Genomic DNA, 17548 nt, shown 5'->3' with positions numbered 1-17548 from the left:
TTTTTATGGAGTTCTTACAATTACAACATTACTCCAGGAAGATACTCCACTTTGATTAACCGCTTGAAGCCTGTAATAATACGTCATTCTACGATTTAATCCAGTTTGTTGTGTTGTCATTGTATTTGCAGAAATACTTGCATTATTTGTATTGTTTGTAAAAGTTGAATTATCTGCTCTTTGCAATATGAAACTTGTCTCATTACTTGAATTATCAACCCAAGTAAGTGTAACATTATCCCGGTTATTTCCTCCTGTAGTAGCAGTTGCCGTCAATGAAGATGGTGCTACAGGAGTAGTTGGAATAGTAACACTTGCAGTATTTGAATAATTTGATAATTGGGTTCCTTTCACTGCAATTACTCTATAATCATAGGTGGAACCTTTTGTAACATTAACGTCAGTATAATAAACTAAACCTGTATTATTATTTGACCCTAGAGTAGCAAGAGCTGTAAATGCACCTCCATTAACAGAACGCTGAATATTGAAGCCAGTTTCACTTGTAGCATTATCTGTAAAGGTTAAATTAACCTTAGGTCCCGGTTGCACTGATGCAACGAGTTCTGTTGGTGCTGCAGGTGGTGAACTTATAGTTATTGGTATAGAAATTGAATTTCCTGCTGCATTAAAAGCAATAACTCTATAGCTATAACTAGTAGTTGAATTTGCAGATAAGTCCGTATAGCTTGTTTTATTAGCTAATGCTGAACCTATTTTTGCATAAGTTCCAGGTTTGCCATTACTACCAATTGTAGCCCTCTCTATATTGAAGCCTATCTCACTTGAAGGATTTCCAAGGGAGGATGGAGCATTTCCTGGTGTCCCATCTGTCCAATTAAGAGTTACAGGTGCTGCAGTTCTTGTGAAAGTAACAACAGGTGCAATAGCCAACCTGCGAGCTACATTAAGCACCATTGGCCTCATCATATCATTTTCTTCATGTCCTAGTAGGTGGCAATGCCATAAATACTCCCAACCAAAGTTAGTCATAACATTGGTAACAACTTTAGGATTACCAGTAGTAGGATCAATACCCGTAAATTGAGTTGTTGTGCCAAGCGGTGCAGTTGGATCAAGTGGCCTTATGCTGTCTGGAAGTCCGAAGTTTATTTTTGGAGCCACTGGTCTAAATGCAACTATACAATCTTCTAGTGGATTCATTCTAACTGTATCCTTCCATCCCATTTCATTAGCATCCGGTTTTCTGATAGCGCCGTCCCAGCCTACTCTGTTAATAAGCTGAACATCAAAAAGATGAAAATGGATGGCATGGGTATCAACGCCGTTATGTGTTATCTTCCATATTTGAGTTCCATCTCCAGCAACTGGAGACATTGGGGTTACTGAGTCTTGAAGCACCTCTGTGGCTGGATCTAGATAGCCTAGAGGAATGGTGGTTTGATTTCTAATGTTTGTATTAGGCAATTCTACACCAAGAGTTGCATTCATTCTTCCATAATCCATTGTAAATAATTCTTGGATTGCTTTAGAACCTAGCGGTAAACTTAGCTGAGTACTTGTTCCTGGTGGAGTGAATTTAAGAGAATTATCTTGAATTCTAACATAAGTTCCATCAGGCACTATTAGTGGATTTTGGGATGCCTTGAAGGCTATAGGTACCGATTTATTTAAGAGCGCTAGCGGTTCACCAAGAGTAGCGGTAGCCAAAGCGCCTGTTCCGGTTATATCTGTTATATGAACAGCTGGAGCTACAAGGTAACCTTTTCCTTCATTAGTAAGATTAAAAGCTACAATTTTTATAGTTGCGGTAGCTGTAGCATTTGTAGTAGCACCTCCACCTGAGATGGCGACAGTTGGAGCAGAAGTATATGAAGCTCCTGGGCTGATAATAAGGATTTTGTCAACCACACTAGTTATAACAGCAGTCGCACTAGTTGTGGCGCCACCTCCGGTTAATGAAATAATAGGAGTAGTATATCCAGTGCCAGGACTTGTAAGCATTATATTGTCTAGCTTCCCAAGTACTGTGGCTGTAGCGCTTGTAGTTGCGCCTCCGCCAGTTATGGTTACAATTGGTGTCGTATATCCGATGCCAGCACTTGTTATTGAAATACCTGTAACTGCTCCACTTGCTGGGTCTATGGTTGCTGTAGCATTAGCTCCAGTGCCCGTCCCACCTGCTGAATCAGATATAGCGACAGTTGGAACTGAAGTATAACCTGTACCAGGGGTAGTAAGTGATATACCAGTAAGAGATAAGGTTGCTTTGGCGCTAGCACCTGTGCCAGTACCTCCAGCAGAATCATTAATGGTAACTGCTGGTGCAGTCTTATAACCTACTCCCGAACTTGATATTGCTATATTTGCGATTTTAATTGTTGCCTTAGCGGTTGCAGGAGTTTTAGAACCACCACCTGTTAGGGTAACTAGGGGAGCGGTTGAGTATCCTGACCCTAGATTATTAGCGGTTATGGCATCAACTGCACTTAATGCTGTAGCAGTTGCCGTTGTAGTTGTAACACCAGAAGTAGCTACTGGAGCATCTATAGTTACTACTGGAGAAGTATAACCTGTTCCTGCATTTGTAACTTTAATGTCTGATAGCTTGTATCCTGGAGCTGGGGCTGCCGCAACCTTTATTTGCATAATGGTACGGGTATTTGGACCATAACCAGGAAGTGTTGTAGGAGCTCCTCCTGAGGAGGTAAGGTCTGGATTTCCAGTATAATAATCATTACGTGGATCAAAGGCTGGAACTGGTGCTGCTGAGTCGTTATAAAGTATTAGGGTCTTACCTGCATACTTTGTAAAGTCAATGACAACATCTGCTCTTTCAGCTGGTCCCATAAATAGAGATTTACTTGATACACTTAAAACAATAATATCTCTACGGTTGTATACGTAATCAATAGGTTGAGCTGGAATAACTGCTGGTGTTGTTAAAAGACCGCCCTCTGTTCCAATTTGAACTATATTTGGTCCAATTGCAGCAGGATCTGGAACACCGCCGTCTCTTCCATCTGTTGGCCAAGTGGCAGGATAGCCTGCGGTTTTAACCGCGTCAACCATATTTACTTCTCCTGCATCTGAATCAGCAAGGGCACCATTTGCATTCCACATTTTGCTGTTTGACTTAGCTGTATAAAGTTGTAGATTAAAGAATCTATCATTGGCTGCGTTAAGAATCTTAAAACGGTAAGGTTTTGGCTGAACATCAAGATATGGATATGCAGCACCATTAATTACTGGTGTATCTAAAAATGACTCAGGTACTATTGATACATTTGGTACTCCTGGGTTCATTGGTGGTTCACCATTTATACCAGCTAATGGGTTGGCAACTGGTCCATACTGTAATCCAGTGTATGGTGGCCAGAACCATGGACCGTAATCCCATCGTCCCATTGTATTTGCACCGGAATTATCATAAGGGTTTTGATTTGGCATATAAACATGTGGGAACCATAGGTTTCCCATGCCTCCCCATTTAGCAGTATCCCAAGTGGGATCCTCTTTAGCTAATTGGGTATCATTTGGAACAAAAGTTTTATCTTGAATAATTAGAGGTATTTCATCACTTGGAATATCTCCAGAAGCTATTAATGCTTTTTCAGCATCGTCTTTGATCATATATCCTGCAGCCTCTCCAGCATAAACATTAAGCCTTGTAAGTCCGTAAGAATGATCATGATAGAACATTAACCTAGCACTCTGCTGATTTGAATAGAAAAATGTCATAGAGCCTGGACCTGGATCTGGCATATCAGGTACATTCTTCACACTAACACCTGTAGGATAAGGTGTGTTCTCGCCAGCTGGTGTAATCCATTGATGAGGACTACCATCACTAATCCAAGGAGTGATACCACCATGGAGATGAAGTGTGGCGCGGTTTTGTGTATACATATCAACTCCATTTGGACCCATTCCTGCTCCCATAAGGGTAGTATCAACAGGTAGGAAAAGATCCCCAGCTTCTCCGATAGGAAGCTTATTGGTGAATTTAATACGTACTGGTCGATCCTTTTGAGCTACAATTATTGGTCCCATATAGCTAGGTTTACTTACTGTAGGGTCTGTTGTATTTACCTGAACATATCCACGAAGTTTAGTTTGTGGTAAATCTGAATGAAGCTTTTGTGAATATTCTACCAGGTTAATTTCATAATAGTCAGATCCTGGATAGGTTGTTGTATCTGGGACACCAACAGGCAAATAGTTGCCTAAATTATTTGCATTGGCAGCTCCAAGTCCTGGAAGTGAGTCAACAAATTTACGTATTCCAGTACCTGGTATTACATTGCCAGAAGAATCTACTTCTGGTAGGGGGCTATTTGCATAATTTGGTACTGTTCCAAAATAGTCGGGAACTCCACCTGGATTCATTCCAGGTGCTACGCTTGCAGCGGCTGGTGCATACAATTGACCACCCACACCAAAAACTAGTGAGACAGTTATGACACCAACAAGAACTCGATTGAAGGTTTTTTCATTGACTAGCTTTTTTAACTTAATAAATTTCATTCTAAGCCCTCCTAAAAATAAAACTCAACTAAAATATATATAAATCATTAATATCCCAATCCAAATAAGTTATATATTGCATAAATCTTTGCGTCAATCATAAAAATCATGGGATATTTGCTAATGATTATTTTAAAAAATATGATACTGGACCGTTAGAGTATTTCTACTTTTGGTTTAAACCTTTTAAGACTAAGGGAATTAAACACTACGGAAATTGAGCTAAATGCCATTGCAGCTGCTGCAATAATTGGATTCAAATGTCCAAGGGCAGCAAAGGGGATACCGATAATATTATATATAAAAGCCCAAAATAAATTTTGCTTTATTTTTCTCATAGTCTTTCTAGATAACTGTATAGCCTCGGGTATTGTATTAAGATTTTCTCTTAAAAGAATAATATCGGCAGTTTCAATGGCTACGTCTGTCCCTGTGCCTATAGCAAAGCCTATATCAGAAGCGGCAAGTGCTGGTGCATCGTTTATCCCATCTCCAACCATAGCTACTATCTTTCCTTGCTTTTTAAGATTTTCAACCTGCTGAGCTTTATGCTGTGGTAACACCTGAGAAATTACATTTTTTATTCCAATCTGATTTGCAACTGCTCTTGCTGTTATTTCATTGTCCCCGGTAATCATGCAAACCTCAATTCCCATGTTTTCAAGGGTGGAGATTGTAGCTATTGCACTGTCTTTAATACTATCTCTTAGACCAAATACAGCCACTAATGTTTTGTCCACTGCCATTAGAATAGTTGTTTTTCCATTTTTTTGTAGGGGAGAAATTATATCATCTAAATGCTGCATGTTAATATGATATTCTTCCATAAGAGCCTTTGTTCCAATTAAAACAGATTTTCCGCAGACCATGGCGTGGATTCCTTGTCCAGGTATAGCATTAAACTCTTCTGGATCTTCAAGCTCTATATATTTATTCCTGCTTTTTCCACTTTCATAAATAGCTACTCCTAGGGGATGCTCTGATTTCTTTTCAACCCTAGCTGCGAGCATTAAAACATCTAATTCGTTTTCAGAATTCTGCTGCTTTGTAAGCAAAATAATATCAGTTACTTCTAATTTACCAGTAGTAATAGTTCCAGTTTTATCAAAAACAATCATATTGATTTTACAGGCTTTTTCAAGCATTTCGCCATTTTTTATTAAAATACCACGCTGTGCACCAATTCCCATTCCTACCATAATGGCGGTAGGGGTTGCTAGCCCTAAGGCACAGGGGCAAGAAACAACCAAGACTGAAACTGCAAAAATGATAGGTTTCGCTAGATAGTTAGAGTGACCTCCCAATATGAAGAAGTACCAAACATCAAAAGTAAGTACGGCTGCAAGTAGCACAAATGTAATAAAATAACCACTTACAACATCTGCAATCTTTTGGATGGGAGCTTTACTACTTTGAGCTTCTTCAACCATTTTAATGATGCTTGCAAGGACGGTCTCCTCACCTACTCTGGTTGCTATAAATTTAAAAGTACCATTCTTGTTAAGAGAAGCTCCTACCACAGAATCATTTTCCTTTTTATCTGAAGGGATACTTTCACCAGTTAGCATTGACTCATCTACGGTAGAATAGCCTTCTGTAATTATGCCATCCACAGGAATCTTTTCTCCTGGTCTTACCACGATAATATCTCCAATAATTACCTCTTCTATGGGAATATCAACTTCTAGGTTGTCACGGAGCACTCTGGCAGTTTTTGCTTTTAACGTCATAAGTGCTTGCATTGCCTCTGATGTTTTACTTTTAGCTATCATTTCCATATATTTTCCTAGTAGTACCAGGGTAATTATGACGGTAGAAACTTCAAAATACGTATTATTCATCACTACATATTCGCCGAAAACACTTTTCATTGGTATGTAATTCAATGGTTTTCCGAGAGTTACCCTATAGATGCTTAATAAATAAGCTGCTGTAGTTCCTATTGCAACTAGCAAATCCATATTGGTTTTTCTAGCACGTAGGGCATAATATGCGTTTTTATAAAATCGATATCCAATAAAAAACTGAACAAAGGTGGCTATAGCGAACTGGAATTTCCAATTATAAATAAAAGAAGCATTTATGCGGATATGTGCTACCAGGGGCATAAGCTTATATACATAGGTAGGTGCAATCGCATCCACAAGATAGTTCCATGAATCTAAAAGCATAGCAAAAATTAAAGGTGAGCTTAGTAATGCAGACAAAATCACAAGGTTCCTCAGCTTAATTCTAGCCTCTTCGCTTTTACTCCTGCCCGGGTGGTTTGAAGCTTCTGAACTGTCTTCAGCTGAAAATCCTAAGGACTCAATGGCTTTAATAATGGTTGGTAATCCAATAGTGGAAGGATCATACTCTATTTTTGATTTTTCAGATGCATAGCTGACTGTTACTGTATTAATACCATCTAATTTTTTTAGTTTTTCTTCTATAGTAATGGTACATAATGCACAGGTCATACCATATACCTTTAGGGAAGTTGTTTCACTCATCTATTCACTCCCTGTATTTTATATTTTTATGTCTTGTGATTTATTTACTTACTTTGCTTAAATCATCAACCACTGTAATTTTACTTTTAATCATACCCATCCAGCAGGTATAGACAATATCCCCTTCCTTTTCAGGTATAAACTCCACAATGTTTTCTCCAACAATAAGATCTTTTTCAAGCTTAAATGCTTTAATAATAATAGACTTATTACAATTATTTAAGTTTTCAGCCTTTACATTGATTGTCCATCTTACTGGGATGCCCTTTTGAACAATTATTGGAGGATAGCTATCGGATTTTATTGAGGTTGAAACCAATTGATTGGTTCCTTCAATATGAGAGATCTCTTCATTTTGAGAGATTGCTGTTTTTGAACTCATTGTTGGCATCGATTTCATCCCTGATAGTGCAAAACCTCTACTAACCATAATAAAGCCTAGAATAATAACAAAAACTGAGCTGAGTTTTAATATTTGTTTAGTATATTTTTTATTGATTAGGGTGCTGAAGGCACCTATGCCAAATAACATGGGTACGGTTCCTAAAGAAAAGACAAACATAGACAATGCTCCATAAAAAACACTTCTGGTGCCTAGAGCGTACAATTGAACGATTTGAAGTGGTCCACATGGCATAAGTCCTGTTAATAGGCCAATGTATAGTGGGGTATACTTATTGTTACCTTTAATTTTTCTTGCTGCAAAATATGGCATACGAATATTTAGTTTACGTAATGTGGGGAAAATTCCAAGAAGATTAATCCCCATGATTATCATAAATAATCCACCTAAAATAGGAATAATACCTTTCCAAATACCAGAAAAACTGACTATTTGACCAAGACCTCCAACAACACCTCCTACCAAGGTGTAGGCAAGAACCCGTCCCACATTATATGATACGGAAGGAATAAACCAAGCTTTCTTATTAACTGCTGTGTTTACCCCGTTATCTTCTGCTTCTTCTTTTTCTATTGTTTGGGAGATAACAATGCCACCACACATCCCTAAGCAATGAAAAGATGTTAATAGGCCAAGTACAAACAGTAATCCGTAGCTTGCATTCATGCCAAGTTCTGGAACAAACTTGAGCATAAATAGATCTTTTAAAAATTGAATTATATCCATACGCAATCCCCCTATTTAATTGTAAAGTTAGGCTAATTAATGTATATAATTAGCCTAAAATATGTATATATTTGTATATATTTATGTTATCATAATTCTATTTGAAATACAAGTGACATTCTTAATTAATAGATAATTATTTTCATTATTTGTTAATAAAGACTATTACATGGCAGGTGTAGCAATTCAAAATTCATCTGACCTTAATAAAAATGATTCTCAAGTTATCGTTTAATGAATTAAAAAATCATTTTGAGGTAGCTCATTTTCTACTCTTAAAATTAAATGCAACTATTTGCAGGTTTTAACGTATTTTATAGTGGGCAATTAAAATGAAAATTTATTATTTAATTAGAGTTATATGATATAATAGACTGTAATTTGTAAGGATAAATATTAGAATTGAACCTATTAGGAGGAATTTAGTATGAAAAAAGATGATACTGTAATAATATCAGAAAAGGAAGCAGTAAGAATAGATCTGCATCTTAATGAATATGATAAAGGGGTTATGTCTGATTTCCAAAAGGAATTTTTGAATGAGGAGTTAGCTGAGCTTCCACCACTGGAAGATGGACAAGTATCTATCAATGGTATATACACCTTTGATATGGGAGATAAAATTGAGGTTAGTGTTTATTTAAGAAATGGATTATCAAAGCAAATTAATTTCGACAAAGTTCCACTAGTAATTATAAACCAAAAGGGTGAGGTGCTAGCAAAGCAAATTATGGAAATGCATGATTTTGGAATATTACCTCCACTTTCTGCAAGACCATACAAAATTTACTTTGATAAGGCAAACGTATTTGTTGATACAATTCCAATGGATGATTGGAAAATACAATTTGAAAAATCTATTAGTGCTATAAATACTGTAAAGGTTGAGCTGGAAGAGTTACCTGAAAATATGGACCGTGATTTAAAAAATAGCTTTACAAAATTCTTAAATAACTTACCTTTAATTAGATCTGGAGATGTTAATATTGAGGTGTTTAAAACTTTAAAGTGCATGGATAATTCTATTTCTATAGTTTTCTTAATTCTTAATGGTTGCGATAAAATTGTAAAATTAGAGAGGCTTCCAATATTAATTGTTGATGAAAAAGATGAAGTAGTTGCTAAGGGAGTATTTGATATTGAGAATGTAAATGTAAATCCTCATAAAGCGAAAGTTTATGATTTTACGATCACAGAAGATTATATTGTTAATAAGGATTATGATATAAGTAACTGCAAAGTATATTTTAAAGCATAGTTTAGGAGGACAAAGGATGAAAATTAGCAGAAAAGATACTAAAAAAGTAGTGATTTTATTGGCGGTAATTACATTAATAATAATTTTATTTTTCTTTTTTAATAAATCTAAGGATAATAAAATTAATGCTGACAACAAAAAAAATACTATAAGCACTGAGAAGCTTAAGAAGGAAGCCTTAAAGAAGGAAGAGTTAGAAAAGAATAATGAAAAAGCTTCTTCAGGTGATTCAAAAGCTTCTTCAGGCAAAGTAGCAGAAAAGGTCACAACTGTTGATAATAAAGCTACTGCGCAGCAAGCCAAAGACGAAATTGCGAAAGCTATAAGTAGTGAAGAGGGCATTGCAGTCTTTGTTAAAGCTGCAAATTTTGGAACTACAGCACAAATTGTTATAGACAGCAGTAATTTTAAAAGTACTTATAAATACTATCAATATTTTCTGGCAAATGAGCCAATATCAAAGGTTGAAAGTATTTCAAACAAACAAACAACTATTTTTCCTGCTCAGAAAGCTGGAAGTGAAGTAGTTATAAACCTAATGAGTGAAAATAAGAAGGTCCTTAAGAAATTAAATATTAAACTATACGATAAAAAATAAATACAATCATTTATAGAGAAATAGGAGTGAAGACCATTATGAAAAAAAACATTAATAAAAAAGTACTTAGTATAGCAGTTATTATAGTAGCTATAGGAGTAATTGCAGGTGTGTTTTACATAAAAAATAAATCTCAAACTATAGCACCAGTTACGACCACTGAAGGAAATAAAGTAGAGGTGGCTTCACTTATAACTGCCACTGTAAGAGAGGCGGCTTTTAGCTCTGTAGTAAATGTAACGCTTACAGATGCTGGAAAAAAAGAGTATAAGGGTGCTGTAAAATATCAGGTTTTTTATGATCAGAAACCTGCAACACAAAGGGAAGTCTTAGGCAAAGGTACTACAGCTTTTCCAACTAGGAAAGTAAATGACAAAGTAGTAATAAAGCTTATAAAAGCAGATGGTAAAGAGGCATATTCAGTGGATTTGAAGCTTCAAAAGGGAGCCCCAGTTAAATAAAATGAAGGTGAAAAAGCACCTTAATTAATAGAAGAGGAGAGATAGGTTTTAACCTAGCTCTCCTCTTCTATTTATAAAAGTATTTCATAAGATAGTACTCAGTTCAAGAACTGTTACTCTATACTAATTACTTCTAATGTGCTTGCTGTAGCACTGTCAATTATGTCCCCAGCTGCATACTTGGTTACAACGCCAGAATTATCTGTATAAGTTACACTAGGAATACTGCTAGCGCTTAAAGCTTTCCCGGTTGTATTATCAATCCAGATTTTATTAAAACCTTTAACATATATTCCGCCACCAGCCACTATTAATGAGGAAATCTCAGTTAGGTTTTTAGGGTCATTTACATAACTCAAATCAAAGGCTTTACTCCCAATAACTACAGTACCATCAGGCATTGCTGCTGAAGCTGCATAAGTTTTCATTGCAGATATAGTAGAAAGTGCTGCAATAACTAGAGCTGCACATAGAATTTTTTTCTTTCTCATAAGTATACCCCCCTTTCGTTTATAAAGTTTAAATTCACAGTTATAAATAATGTGAATTCATATGTAAGTTAATCATACCATAGTATATTACGATTTAAATACCAATTTAGTTTCAATTTTTCAAAACATATCTTTTTTATTTAAGTAATAAATAGCAAATACTCCGATAAAACAAATTAGTGCTACTACATACCAAAAGCCAAAGGCGTTTGTAGCAAAGGGTATTCCTGCTACATTCATACCATATAGTCCGGAAACCATATTAGGCACAGCCATAACTATAGTAATGGCTGCGAGAAGCTTCATTACTATATTAAGGTTATTTGATATAACAGAAGCGTAGGCACCCATAGTACCACTTAAAATATTACTATAAATAGTACACATCTCTATAGCCTGCCTGTTTTCTATAATAACATCCTCGAGTACGTCATTATCGTCTTCATACTTTTCAAGAATGTCTAGTTTAAGCATTTTTTCTAAGGTGAGTTCATTTGCTTTTAAAGAAGTAGAAAAGTACACAAGCGATTTTTCCAGGGCCAGTAGCTGGAGAAGCTCTTTATTCTTTAAAGATTTATGTAACTGTTTCTCTACCATATAGCTTTTCTTATCGATTTGTCTTAAGTATATTAAATAATAATTAGCAATTCTATATAAGATTTGAAGCATAAATCTTGAACGCTTAAAAGTAAAGAAGGAGCCAACCTTTCTTTCAGTGAAATCTGATAATATTTTGCTATTTTTTAAACATACTGTGATTATAACTTTATCAGTATGGATCATAGATAAAGGGTACGTATCATAAGTTAGTGAATTATCATCCATGTCTGTAAAAGGAATATCCACAATAATTAATGTGCAATCATCTATGTCAATACGAGAGGTTTCCTCTTCGTCCAAAGCAGCCCTTAAAAAATCCATAGGCACATTGGTCTTTTTTGATACGAATATTAATTCTTCATCCGAGGGATCTATCATATTAATCCAACAACCTGGCTCTATATTTTCTAGCTTTGACAATTGTCTATTTTCTGCACTGCTATATATTGAAAGCATTGCTACACCTCCTAGAATAAGTCCTTTTATATTATAATCCATAAGAGGCAATATAGACAACTAATAATTAAATAAATGACTTTAATGGAAAGTAAAAAATAATTTTAATTGGAGAAAAAATCATAAACCACAGTTGACAAGAAAGCATTAATAATCGATAATGGTATATGAAAAGCTATACATGATGAATCAGAAAATTGGAATAATAATGGAGTAATTAGACTAAATATATTGTAGAGTATTACTTTGGGAGGATAATTCATGGATCTATACCCATTATTTACAATTGCTTTAGCGCTATCTTTAGATGCTTTTGGAGTAGCTTTATGTATAGGCTTAAATAGTCAAACTAAATTAGTAAATAAGATAGGCTTTATTATTTCCTTTGGGTTATTTCAATTTCTATTTTCATATATAGGGGCTTACGCTGGGTTCCTTTTCAACACATATGTAGCCAACATGCCAAGCATAATTGGAGGTATGATTATATCTTTCGTTGGAGTGGTTATGATTAAAGAAGGTATTGAAGATGGCGGGAAGTGTCCACTTCTGAGACCTAAGATGTATTTTATTTTAGGCGTGTCAGTAAGTATAGATGCAATGGTGGTAGGTTTTACAGTATTAAATAATATAACAAAGGTTATATTATTTAAAGATACATTGTTTATTGGGGGAATAACTCTTATAATGTCTACACTGGCCTTTATAATTTCTAAGCATTTAAAAAAGATAGAAGTTGTAGGCAGATATGCGGACTATATTGGGGGGATAATCTTAATAATTTTTGGACTAAAAATGATGTTTTTTTAAGAAAGGATGATAAAAATGTTAGAAAAATTAAAAGGTTTAAATTCATATGAGGCATTTAAATATTTTAAAGGGATGAATGAAATTCCAAGAGGCTCTGGAAACGAGCAAGCAATAAGTGATTGGTTAGTTAGCTTTGCAAAGGAACATAAATTGACGGTTATACAAGATAAGGCATTAAACGTTATAATCAAAAAACCAGGAACAAAAGGCTATGAAAAAGCTCCTGTTATAATACTTCAAGGGCACATGGACATGGTTTGTGAAAAAAACACAGCAACAGTTCATGATTTTGAAAAAGATCCTATTGAGTTTATTGTAGAAGGTGACTTTTTAAGAGCTAATGGGACTACTTTAGGTGCTGACAATGGTATTGCAGTGGCATTTGGTCTTGCAGTGCTTGCGTCTACTGATATTCCTCATCCACCACTAGAATTATTAGTAACTACTGAAGAAGAAACAGGTATGGGTGGAGCTCAAGCTATAGACCCTAAAAACTTAGATGGAAGAATATTAATAAATATAGATTCAGAAGAAGAAGGCAAGCTTTTAGTAAGTTGCGCCGGCGGAGTAAGAGAAAAAATAAAACTTCCAATAACTTGGGAGGAAGCAGATAAAAGCTTTATAAACTGTGAAATAAAATTAACAGGTTTAAACGGCGGCCACTCTGGAATGGAAATCAATAAAGAACGAGGAAACGCTATAAAGCTTATGGGACGTTTCTTAATGGATTTAAAATCAGTTATTGACTTCAAAATAAATGCCTTAAATGGTGGAGCTAAAAATAATGCAATTGCTCGTGAAGCTGATGCTATTATATTGTTTAGAGAAAATGATAAAGCAATAGTTGATGAAAAAATATCACAGTGGAATACTATATTAAAAAACGAACTAAATTCAACTGATCCAGAAGTTAATTTAGCAGTGGAGATATTAAAAGATAAAGTAAAGAGAACTTTTTGTGATGATACTGCAACAAAAGCCCTTCAAATACTTTTCTTAATTCCAAATGGAGTTAAAAATATGAGTATGGCAATTGAAGGCCTTGTACAAAGTTCAACCAACATAGGAGTTCTTACCACATCTGATAAAGAGGTAGTATTTGACTCTGCAGTAAGAAGTTCTGTAAGGACTTTAAAGAAAGCAATATGTGATGAAACTATAGTACTTGCAGAAATGACAGGAGCAGTTATTGAATTTCAATCTGATTATCCAGAATGGCAATATAATCCAGACTCCAAAATCAGGACTATACTAGAAAAAGTGTATAATGATATAAATGGCAAGAAACCTGAAATAGCTGCTATACATGCAGGGCTTGAGTGTGGATTAATTAGTGAAAAATTTGATGGTAAGATTGATCAAATATCTTTTGGACCTAACATTTTTGATGTACACACTCCTAAGGAACACCTAAGTATCTCTTCAACAGATAGAATGTGGAGTTACTTAATAGCAATACTTAAGGAAATCAAATAATTAACCCACTTTTGTGGCTAACCACTTTAGTTGATTTAGAAAGGCTTCTACTTTTGTAGGAGCCTTTTGTAATATAGGAGCTATATAATGAGAAATTTTTAATGTAATATTTCAAGCACTGCTTGTATTGAGGGCAGGATTGAGGTATATTATAATTGTTATTGTTATAATAATTTAGTAAGGTGATGCAAATGAATGCAATTTCATATTTAAAAGATAATAATATTAAGGTTACTAAGTCAAGAAAAAACATATTAGAAATTATTCTGGCAAGTAGTGAGGCTATAAATGCAAATCTCATATTTTCTATACTTACAAAGGACAACATAAAAATAGATTTGTCCACGGTATATAGGACTCTAGATTTGCTTGAAAGTAAAAAGATTTTAAATAAATTTGACTTGGGAAACAATATGTATAACTATACCCTAATTACAAATGCTCATAAACATATAATTCAGTGTGATTTATGTCATAAGGAAATGGTTATAGATTGCCCAATACCTCAAATAGAAGAACAAATAAAAGCAAAGACAGGAATAACGCTTACAGAAAGTCATGTTTATTTAAAAGGCATTTGCAGGGAATGCAAGGAATGTGACAAATGTAAAAAATAAGAGAGGATGAGTTTTATGCAATTTTCTTCATTGGTACTAATGGAAATAGATAAAGATACTAATCAATTTATTAAGGAACTTGGAAGCTATGAAGCTTCTGAAGGTGCGCAGTTCGTTACAAAATTAAATTATTATGGAGAACTGATAAACTTGTTTTTTGATACTCATGATGATGTGGAAGAATGGCAATTTACAGCAATTTATGATTATTTTAATGAAGAAGCCTTCAGGGATAAAGGATATTCTATTGAGGCTGTGGATGATGAGTATAACCCAACTTGGGTAGTTAGGTTCAAGTATTCAAAAGAACATATGGAAGTTCGTGAAGCTATAATTGAAATATGTGAATTAATAAAGCAAGAACTCAAGGAAGTTTTTGAAAAAATCAAAGGAAAAGAAGAAGAATATAAATAGTATAGGAGTTTGCCATGAGACTTGAATTTATTAATAGAGTAAAGGTTGATGAAATTTTAGGGCGAAATATATTTACAAATGACGGAAGTATTCTGCTAAGAACAGGAGTTAAATTAACGAAGCAATATATCGAAAAATTAAAAGATTTAGGTGTTTTTTATGTATATGTAGAAGATGCTCGGTTAGATGATATATCAATAGAAGATGAAAAATTAAGTGATTTAAAAGCAATAACCATGAAAAATATGGCTAGGATAATGAAAAATGTAACTGTGGGAGATAGGAAAGGTACTAAGGAGTCCTTAGCAGTAGTGGAAGACTTAGTTAATCATATTATTGAGATGGGTGATGTAAATAAAAGTTTGTACGATATTCAAACTTTTGATAACTACACCTATCTTCACTCTATAGATACTGGAATTATGGCGATTTTTCTTGGAATGTCAATGAATCTTAAGGAAAGTGAATTAAAGGAGCTCAGCATTGGAGCAATCCTCCATGATATAGGCAAAACTAAAGTTCCTAAAGATATCATAACTAAACCAGGTAAACTAACGGTTGAAGAGTTTGAAGAAATTAAGAAGCATCCTACTTATGGAAGAAACATTTTAGAAAAGAATTTTTCTATATCCACTGAAGTTTTAAAAGCAGTGGAACACCACCATGAGAGGGTTGATGGCAATGGATATCCTTTTGGACTTACTAGCAATGAAATTTCTAAGTTTGCAAAAATAATTTGTATTTGTGATGTTTATGATGCTGTAAGTAATGACAGGACCTACAGAGAGAAATTTAATCCTAGCGATGCTTATGAACTAATTTTAGCTGGATGTGGAAATGCCTTTGATGAAGAAATAGTACAAAGATTCAAAGAAACCTTTTCAGTGTTTCCATTAGGGGTTTGCTTAAGGCTATCCAACGGAATTGAAGGATACGTTATTAAGCAAAATAAAAATTTTCCTGATAGGCCTGTGATACGGGTACTTTATGAAGCTGAGACTAGAAAACCTATCAAATTTTATGAAATAGATTTGATACTATACCAAAACATTGTAGTGCAGTCAATAATATGATACTGGTGCCACCCACGTGGCAAGTGGCAAGTAAATCTTGCCATTTGCCACGTGGGTGGCACACTATAGGAGAAAAATATGAAAGAAAAAAATATAAAAATTGTTATAAAGGGTCTTACCCAGCAATATGGATATTTATTAGAGGACATTAGAAGTGTGGATGGTAATTCTGAGCTTTGGACAGTTAGCAAAGATATTAGTGAAGCGACCTATCGACTAATATTTATTACAGGGCAGAGCATAAATGAATTAAAACAATATGATATTCCAGAAGACAAAAATAACATATATATATTATTCTCAGAGGATGAATTTAGTATGGAAAGTGATACGAAAGCGCTTTCTATTAATAATTTATTAGAAAAACCTATGATTCGCGTAGAGTTAAAAGATAAAAAAGTAAACTATTCCGAAAATGTTAATTTGCAAGTGGTGCAGGAACTAGCCAGCGTCATGAGTAATAACAATTTGCAAAGCAAAAGTGAAAAAATAAGTTTAGAGGATAAACCCTGGATTACAATAGGGATTATAGCTATAAATGTTATAATGTATGTGATTACAGCTTATTTGAGCTATGTTTACGCAAAAGGGAGCATATTTAATAGTGATACTAATGTTCTAATTTTGCTTGGAGCGAAAGTTAATTATCTAATAGCAAAAGGACAATATTATAGGCTTATTTCTTGTATGTTTTTACATGGTGGCATTGTGCATTTAGGTGCGAACATGTATTCACTTTATGCTATTGGGCCAATGATTGAAAAGGTTTATGGAAAGGCAAAGTATGTAGTTATTTATTTTATATCCGGTATATGCGCCTCTATATTTAGTTATATTTTTTCAACAAGTGTTTCTATTGGAGCCTCTGGTGCAATCTTTGGACTCCTTGGTGCAGTACTTGTTTTTGCAATTAAGTCTAAAGGTAAAACAGGAAATGCTTTTATAAGAAGTATTTTATCAGTTATATTTATAAATATATTTATAGGAGCAACACTACCAAACATTGATAATTTTGCTCATGCAGGTGGACTTCTTGGTGGAATGCTTATAGCCTTTTTAGTTAGTTTTAAAACTGAGGGTTAGTTAGGCAAAAAAATCACACCGGGAATTACTCTGTGTGATTTTAATTTAGCAAAGCAATATAAACAGGCCATTCAGAGTTTTACTATACATTCAGCCCCCCAA

The 17548-nt window shown here is 34.5% G+C and carries 14 protein-coding genes; 9 read left to right on the top strand and 5 right to left on the bottom strand.

The genetic code is table 11. The features are described from left to right. Window positions 1-3 precede the first annotated feature (3 nt). The 3 genes from G9F72_RS21495 to G9F72_RS21485 form a co-directional block, all read right to left on the bottom strand. Window positions 4-4488: a multicopper oxidase domain-containing protein gene (locus tag G9F72_RS21495; RefSeq protein ID WP_202054870.1), complete on the bottom strand. Its 4485-nt coding sequence runs from the start codon at window positions 4486-4488 to the stop codon at window positions 4-6. 155 nt (window positions 4489-4643) lie between these two features. After that, on the bottom strand, window positions 4644-6980 hold the full coding sequence (locus tag G9F72_RS21490; protein ID WP_164958273.1) for a heavy metal translocating P-type ATPase: 2337 nt from the start codon (window positions 6978-6980) through the stop codon (window positions 4644-4646). A 40-nt stretch (window positions 6981-7020) separates the two neighbouring features. Beyond that, window positions 7021-8109 carry a sulfite exporter TauE/SafE family protein gene (locus G9F72_RS21485; protein WP_164958274.1) on the bottom strand — a complete coding sequence of 363 codons (1089 nt, stop codon included), beginning with the start codon at window positions 8107-8109 and terminating at the stop codon, window positions 7021-7023. A gap of 427 nt (window positions 8110-8536) precedes the next feature. Between G9F72_RS21485 and G9F72_RS21480 the strand changes: the two genes are divergently transcribed. The 3 genes from G9F72_RS21480 to G9F72_RS21470 are packed head-to-tail and all read left to right on the top strand — an operon-like array spanning window position 8537 to window position 10426. Further along, on the top strand, window positions 8537-9367 hold the full coding sequence (locus G9F72_RS21480; protein ID WP_164958275.1) for an SLAP domain-containing protein: 831 nt from the start codon (window positions 8537-8539) through the stop codon (window positions 9365-9367). Window positions 9368-9383: 16 nt separating this feature from the next. Continuing rightward, complete coding sequence (locus tag G9F72_RS21475; RefSeq protein WP_164958276.1) at window positions 9384-9965, top strand: hypothetical protein; 582 nt, start codon at window positions 9384-9386, stop codon at window positions 9963-9965. 38 nt (window positions 9966-10003) lie between these two features. Continuing rightward, entirely contained in the window at window positions 10004-10426 is a 423-nt protein-coding gene (locus G9F72_RS21470; RefSeq protein ID WP_164958277.1) for a hypothetical protein, read from the top strand. Window positions 10427-10539: 113 nt separating this feature from the next. On the opposite strand, the gene G9F72_RS21465 is transcribed toward G9F72_RS21470, so the two are convergent. Beyond that, the gene (locus G9F72_RS21465; RefSeq protein WP_164958278.1) at window positions 10540-10917 is read right to left on the bottom strand and encodes a hypothetical protein; all 378 of its coding nucleotides are present in this window, start codon (window positions 10915-10917) and stop codon (window positions 10540-10542) included. A gap of 120 nt (window positions 10918-11037) precedes the next feature. Continuing rightward, a complete protein-coding gene (locus G9F72_RS21460) occupies window positions 11038-11973 on the bottom strand; it encodes a magnesium transporter CorA family protein (protein WP_164958279.1) in 936 nt (311 codons plus the stop codon). A 261-nt stretch (window positions 11974-12234) separates the two neighbouring features. Between G9F72_RS21460 and G9F72_RS21455 the strand changes: the two genes are divergently transcribed. The 6 genes from G9F72_RS21455 to G9F72_RS21430 all read left to right on the top strand — a co-directional run bounded on the left by G9F72_RS21455 (window position 12235) and on the right by G9F72_RS21430 (window position 17446). Next, a complete protein-coding gene (locus tag G9F72_RS21455; RefSeq protein WP_164958280.1) occupies window positions 12235-12783 on the top strand; it encodes a manganese efflux pump MntP family protein in 549 nt (182 codons plus the stop codon). A 15-nt stretch (window positions 12784-12798) separates the two neighbouring features. Next, window positions 12799-14259: an aminoacyl-histidine dipeptidase gene (locus G9F72_RS21450; RefSeq protein ID WP_164958281.1), complete on the top strand. Its 1461-nt coding sequence runs from the start codon at window positions 12799-12801 to the stop codon at window positions 14257-14259. Between the two features lie 191 nt (window positions 14260-14450). Then, on the top strand, window positions 14451-14876 hold the full coding sequence (locus G9F72_RS21445; RefSeq protein WP_164958282.1) for a Fur family transcriptional regulator: 426 nt from the start codon (window positions 14451-14453) through the stop codon (window positions 14874-14876). A 15-nt stretch (window positions 14877-14891) separates the two neighbouring features. After that, the gene (locus tag G9F72_RS21440) at window positions 14892-15290 is read left to right on the top strand and encodes a DUF6762 family protein (RefSeq protein ID WP_164958283.1); all 399 of its coding nucleotides are present in this window, start codon (window positions 14892-14894) and stop codon (window positions 15288-15290) included. Window positions 15291-15304: 14 nt separating this feature from the next. Continuing rightward, window positions 15305-16363 carry an HD-GYP domain-containing protein gene (locus tag G9F72_RS21435; RefSeq protein WP_164958284.1) on the top strand — a complete coding sequence of 353 codons (1059 nt, stop codon included), beginning with the start codon at window positions 15305-15307 and terminating at the stop codon, window positions 16361-16363. A gap of 78 nt (window positions 16364-16441) precedes the next feature. Further along, window positions 16442-17446, top strand: coding sequence for a rhomboid family intramembrane serine protease (locus G9F72_RS21430; RefSeq protein ID WP_164958285.1), 1005 nt, complete (start codon window positions 16442-16444; stop codon window positions 17444-17446). The last annotated feature ends 102 nt before the right edge of the window (window positions 17447-17548 follow it).

Source organism: Clostridium estertheticum, from assembly GCF_011065935.2.
Classification (GTDB): Bacteria; Bacillota; Clostridia; order Clostridiales; family Clostridiaceae; genus Clostridium_AD; species Clostridium_AD estertheticum_A.
Note: the sequence above shows the minus strand (reverse complement) of the source record. Positions and strands in the feature narration are given on the sequence as shown.

What these genes read in the sequence shown, in the direction of transcription:
- G9F72_RS21495 (WP_202054870.1), bottom strand. Translation starts at nt 4,488, where the DNA reads ATGAAATTTATTAAGTTAAAAAAGCTAGTCAATGAAAAAACCTTCAAT.
- G9F72_RS21490 (WP_164958273.1), bottom strand. Translation starts at nt 6,980, where the DNA reads ATGAGTGAAACAACTTCCCTAAAGGTATATGGTATGACCTGTGCATTA.
- G9F72_RS21485 (WP_164958274.1), bottom strand. Translation starts at nt 8,109, where the DNA reads ATGGATATAATTCAATTTTTAAAAGATCTATTTATGCTCAAGTTTGTT.
- G9F72_RS21480 (WP_164958275.1), top strand. Translation starts at nt 8,537, where the DNA reads ATGAAAAAAGATGATACTGTAATAATATCAGAAAAGGAAGCAGTAAGA.
- G9F72_RS21475 (WP_164958276.1), top strand. Translation starts at nt 9,384, where the DNA reads ATGAAAATTAGCAGAAAAGATACTAAAAAAGTAGTGATTTTATTGGCG.
- G9F72_RS21470 (WP_164958277.1), top strand. Translation starts at nt 10,004, where the DNA reads ATGAAAAAAAACATTAATAAAAAAGTACTTAGTATAGCAGTTATTATA.
- G9F72_RS21465 (WP_164958278.1), bottom strand. Translation starts at nt 10,917, where the DNA reads ATGAGAAAGAAAAAAATTCTATGTGCAGCTCTAGTTATTGCAGCACTT.
- G9F72_RS21460 (WP_164958279.1), bottom strand. Translation starts at nt 11,973, where the DNA reads ATGCTTTCAATATATAGCAGTGCAGAAAATAGACAATTGTCAAAGCTA.
- G9F72_RS21455 (WP_164958280.1), top strand. Translation starts at nt 12,235, where the DNA reads ATGGATCTATACCCATTATTTACAATTGCTTTAGCGCTATCTTTAGAT.
- G9F72_RS21450 (WP_164958281.1), top strand. Translation starts at nt 12,799, where the DNA reads ATGTTAGAAAAATTAAAAGGTTTAAATTCATATGAGGCATTTAAATAT.
- G9F72_RS21445 (WP_164958282.1), top strand. Translation starts at nt 14,451, where the DNA reads ATGAATGCAATTTCATATTTAAAAGATAATAATATTAAGGTTACTAAG.
- G9F72_RS21440 (WP_164958283.1), top strand. Translation starts at nt 14,892, where the DNA reads ATGCAATTTTCTTCATTGGTACTAATGGAAATAGATAAAGATACTAAT.
- G9F72_RS21435 (WP_164958284.1), top strand. Translation starts at nt 15,305, where the DNA reads ATGAGACTTGAATTTATTAATAGAGTAAAGGTTGATGAAATTTTAGGG.
- G9F72_RS21430 (WP_164958285.1), top strand. Translation starts at nt 16,442, where the DNA reads ATGAAAGAAAAAAATATAAAAATTGTTATAAAGGGTCTTACCCAGCAA.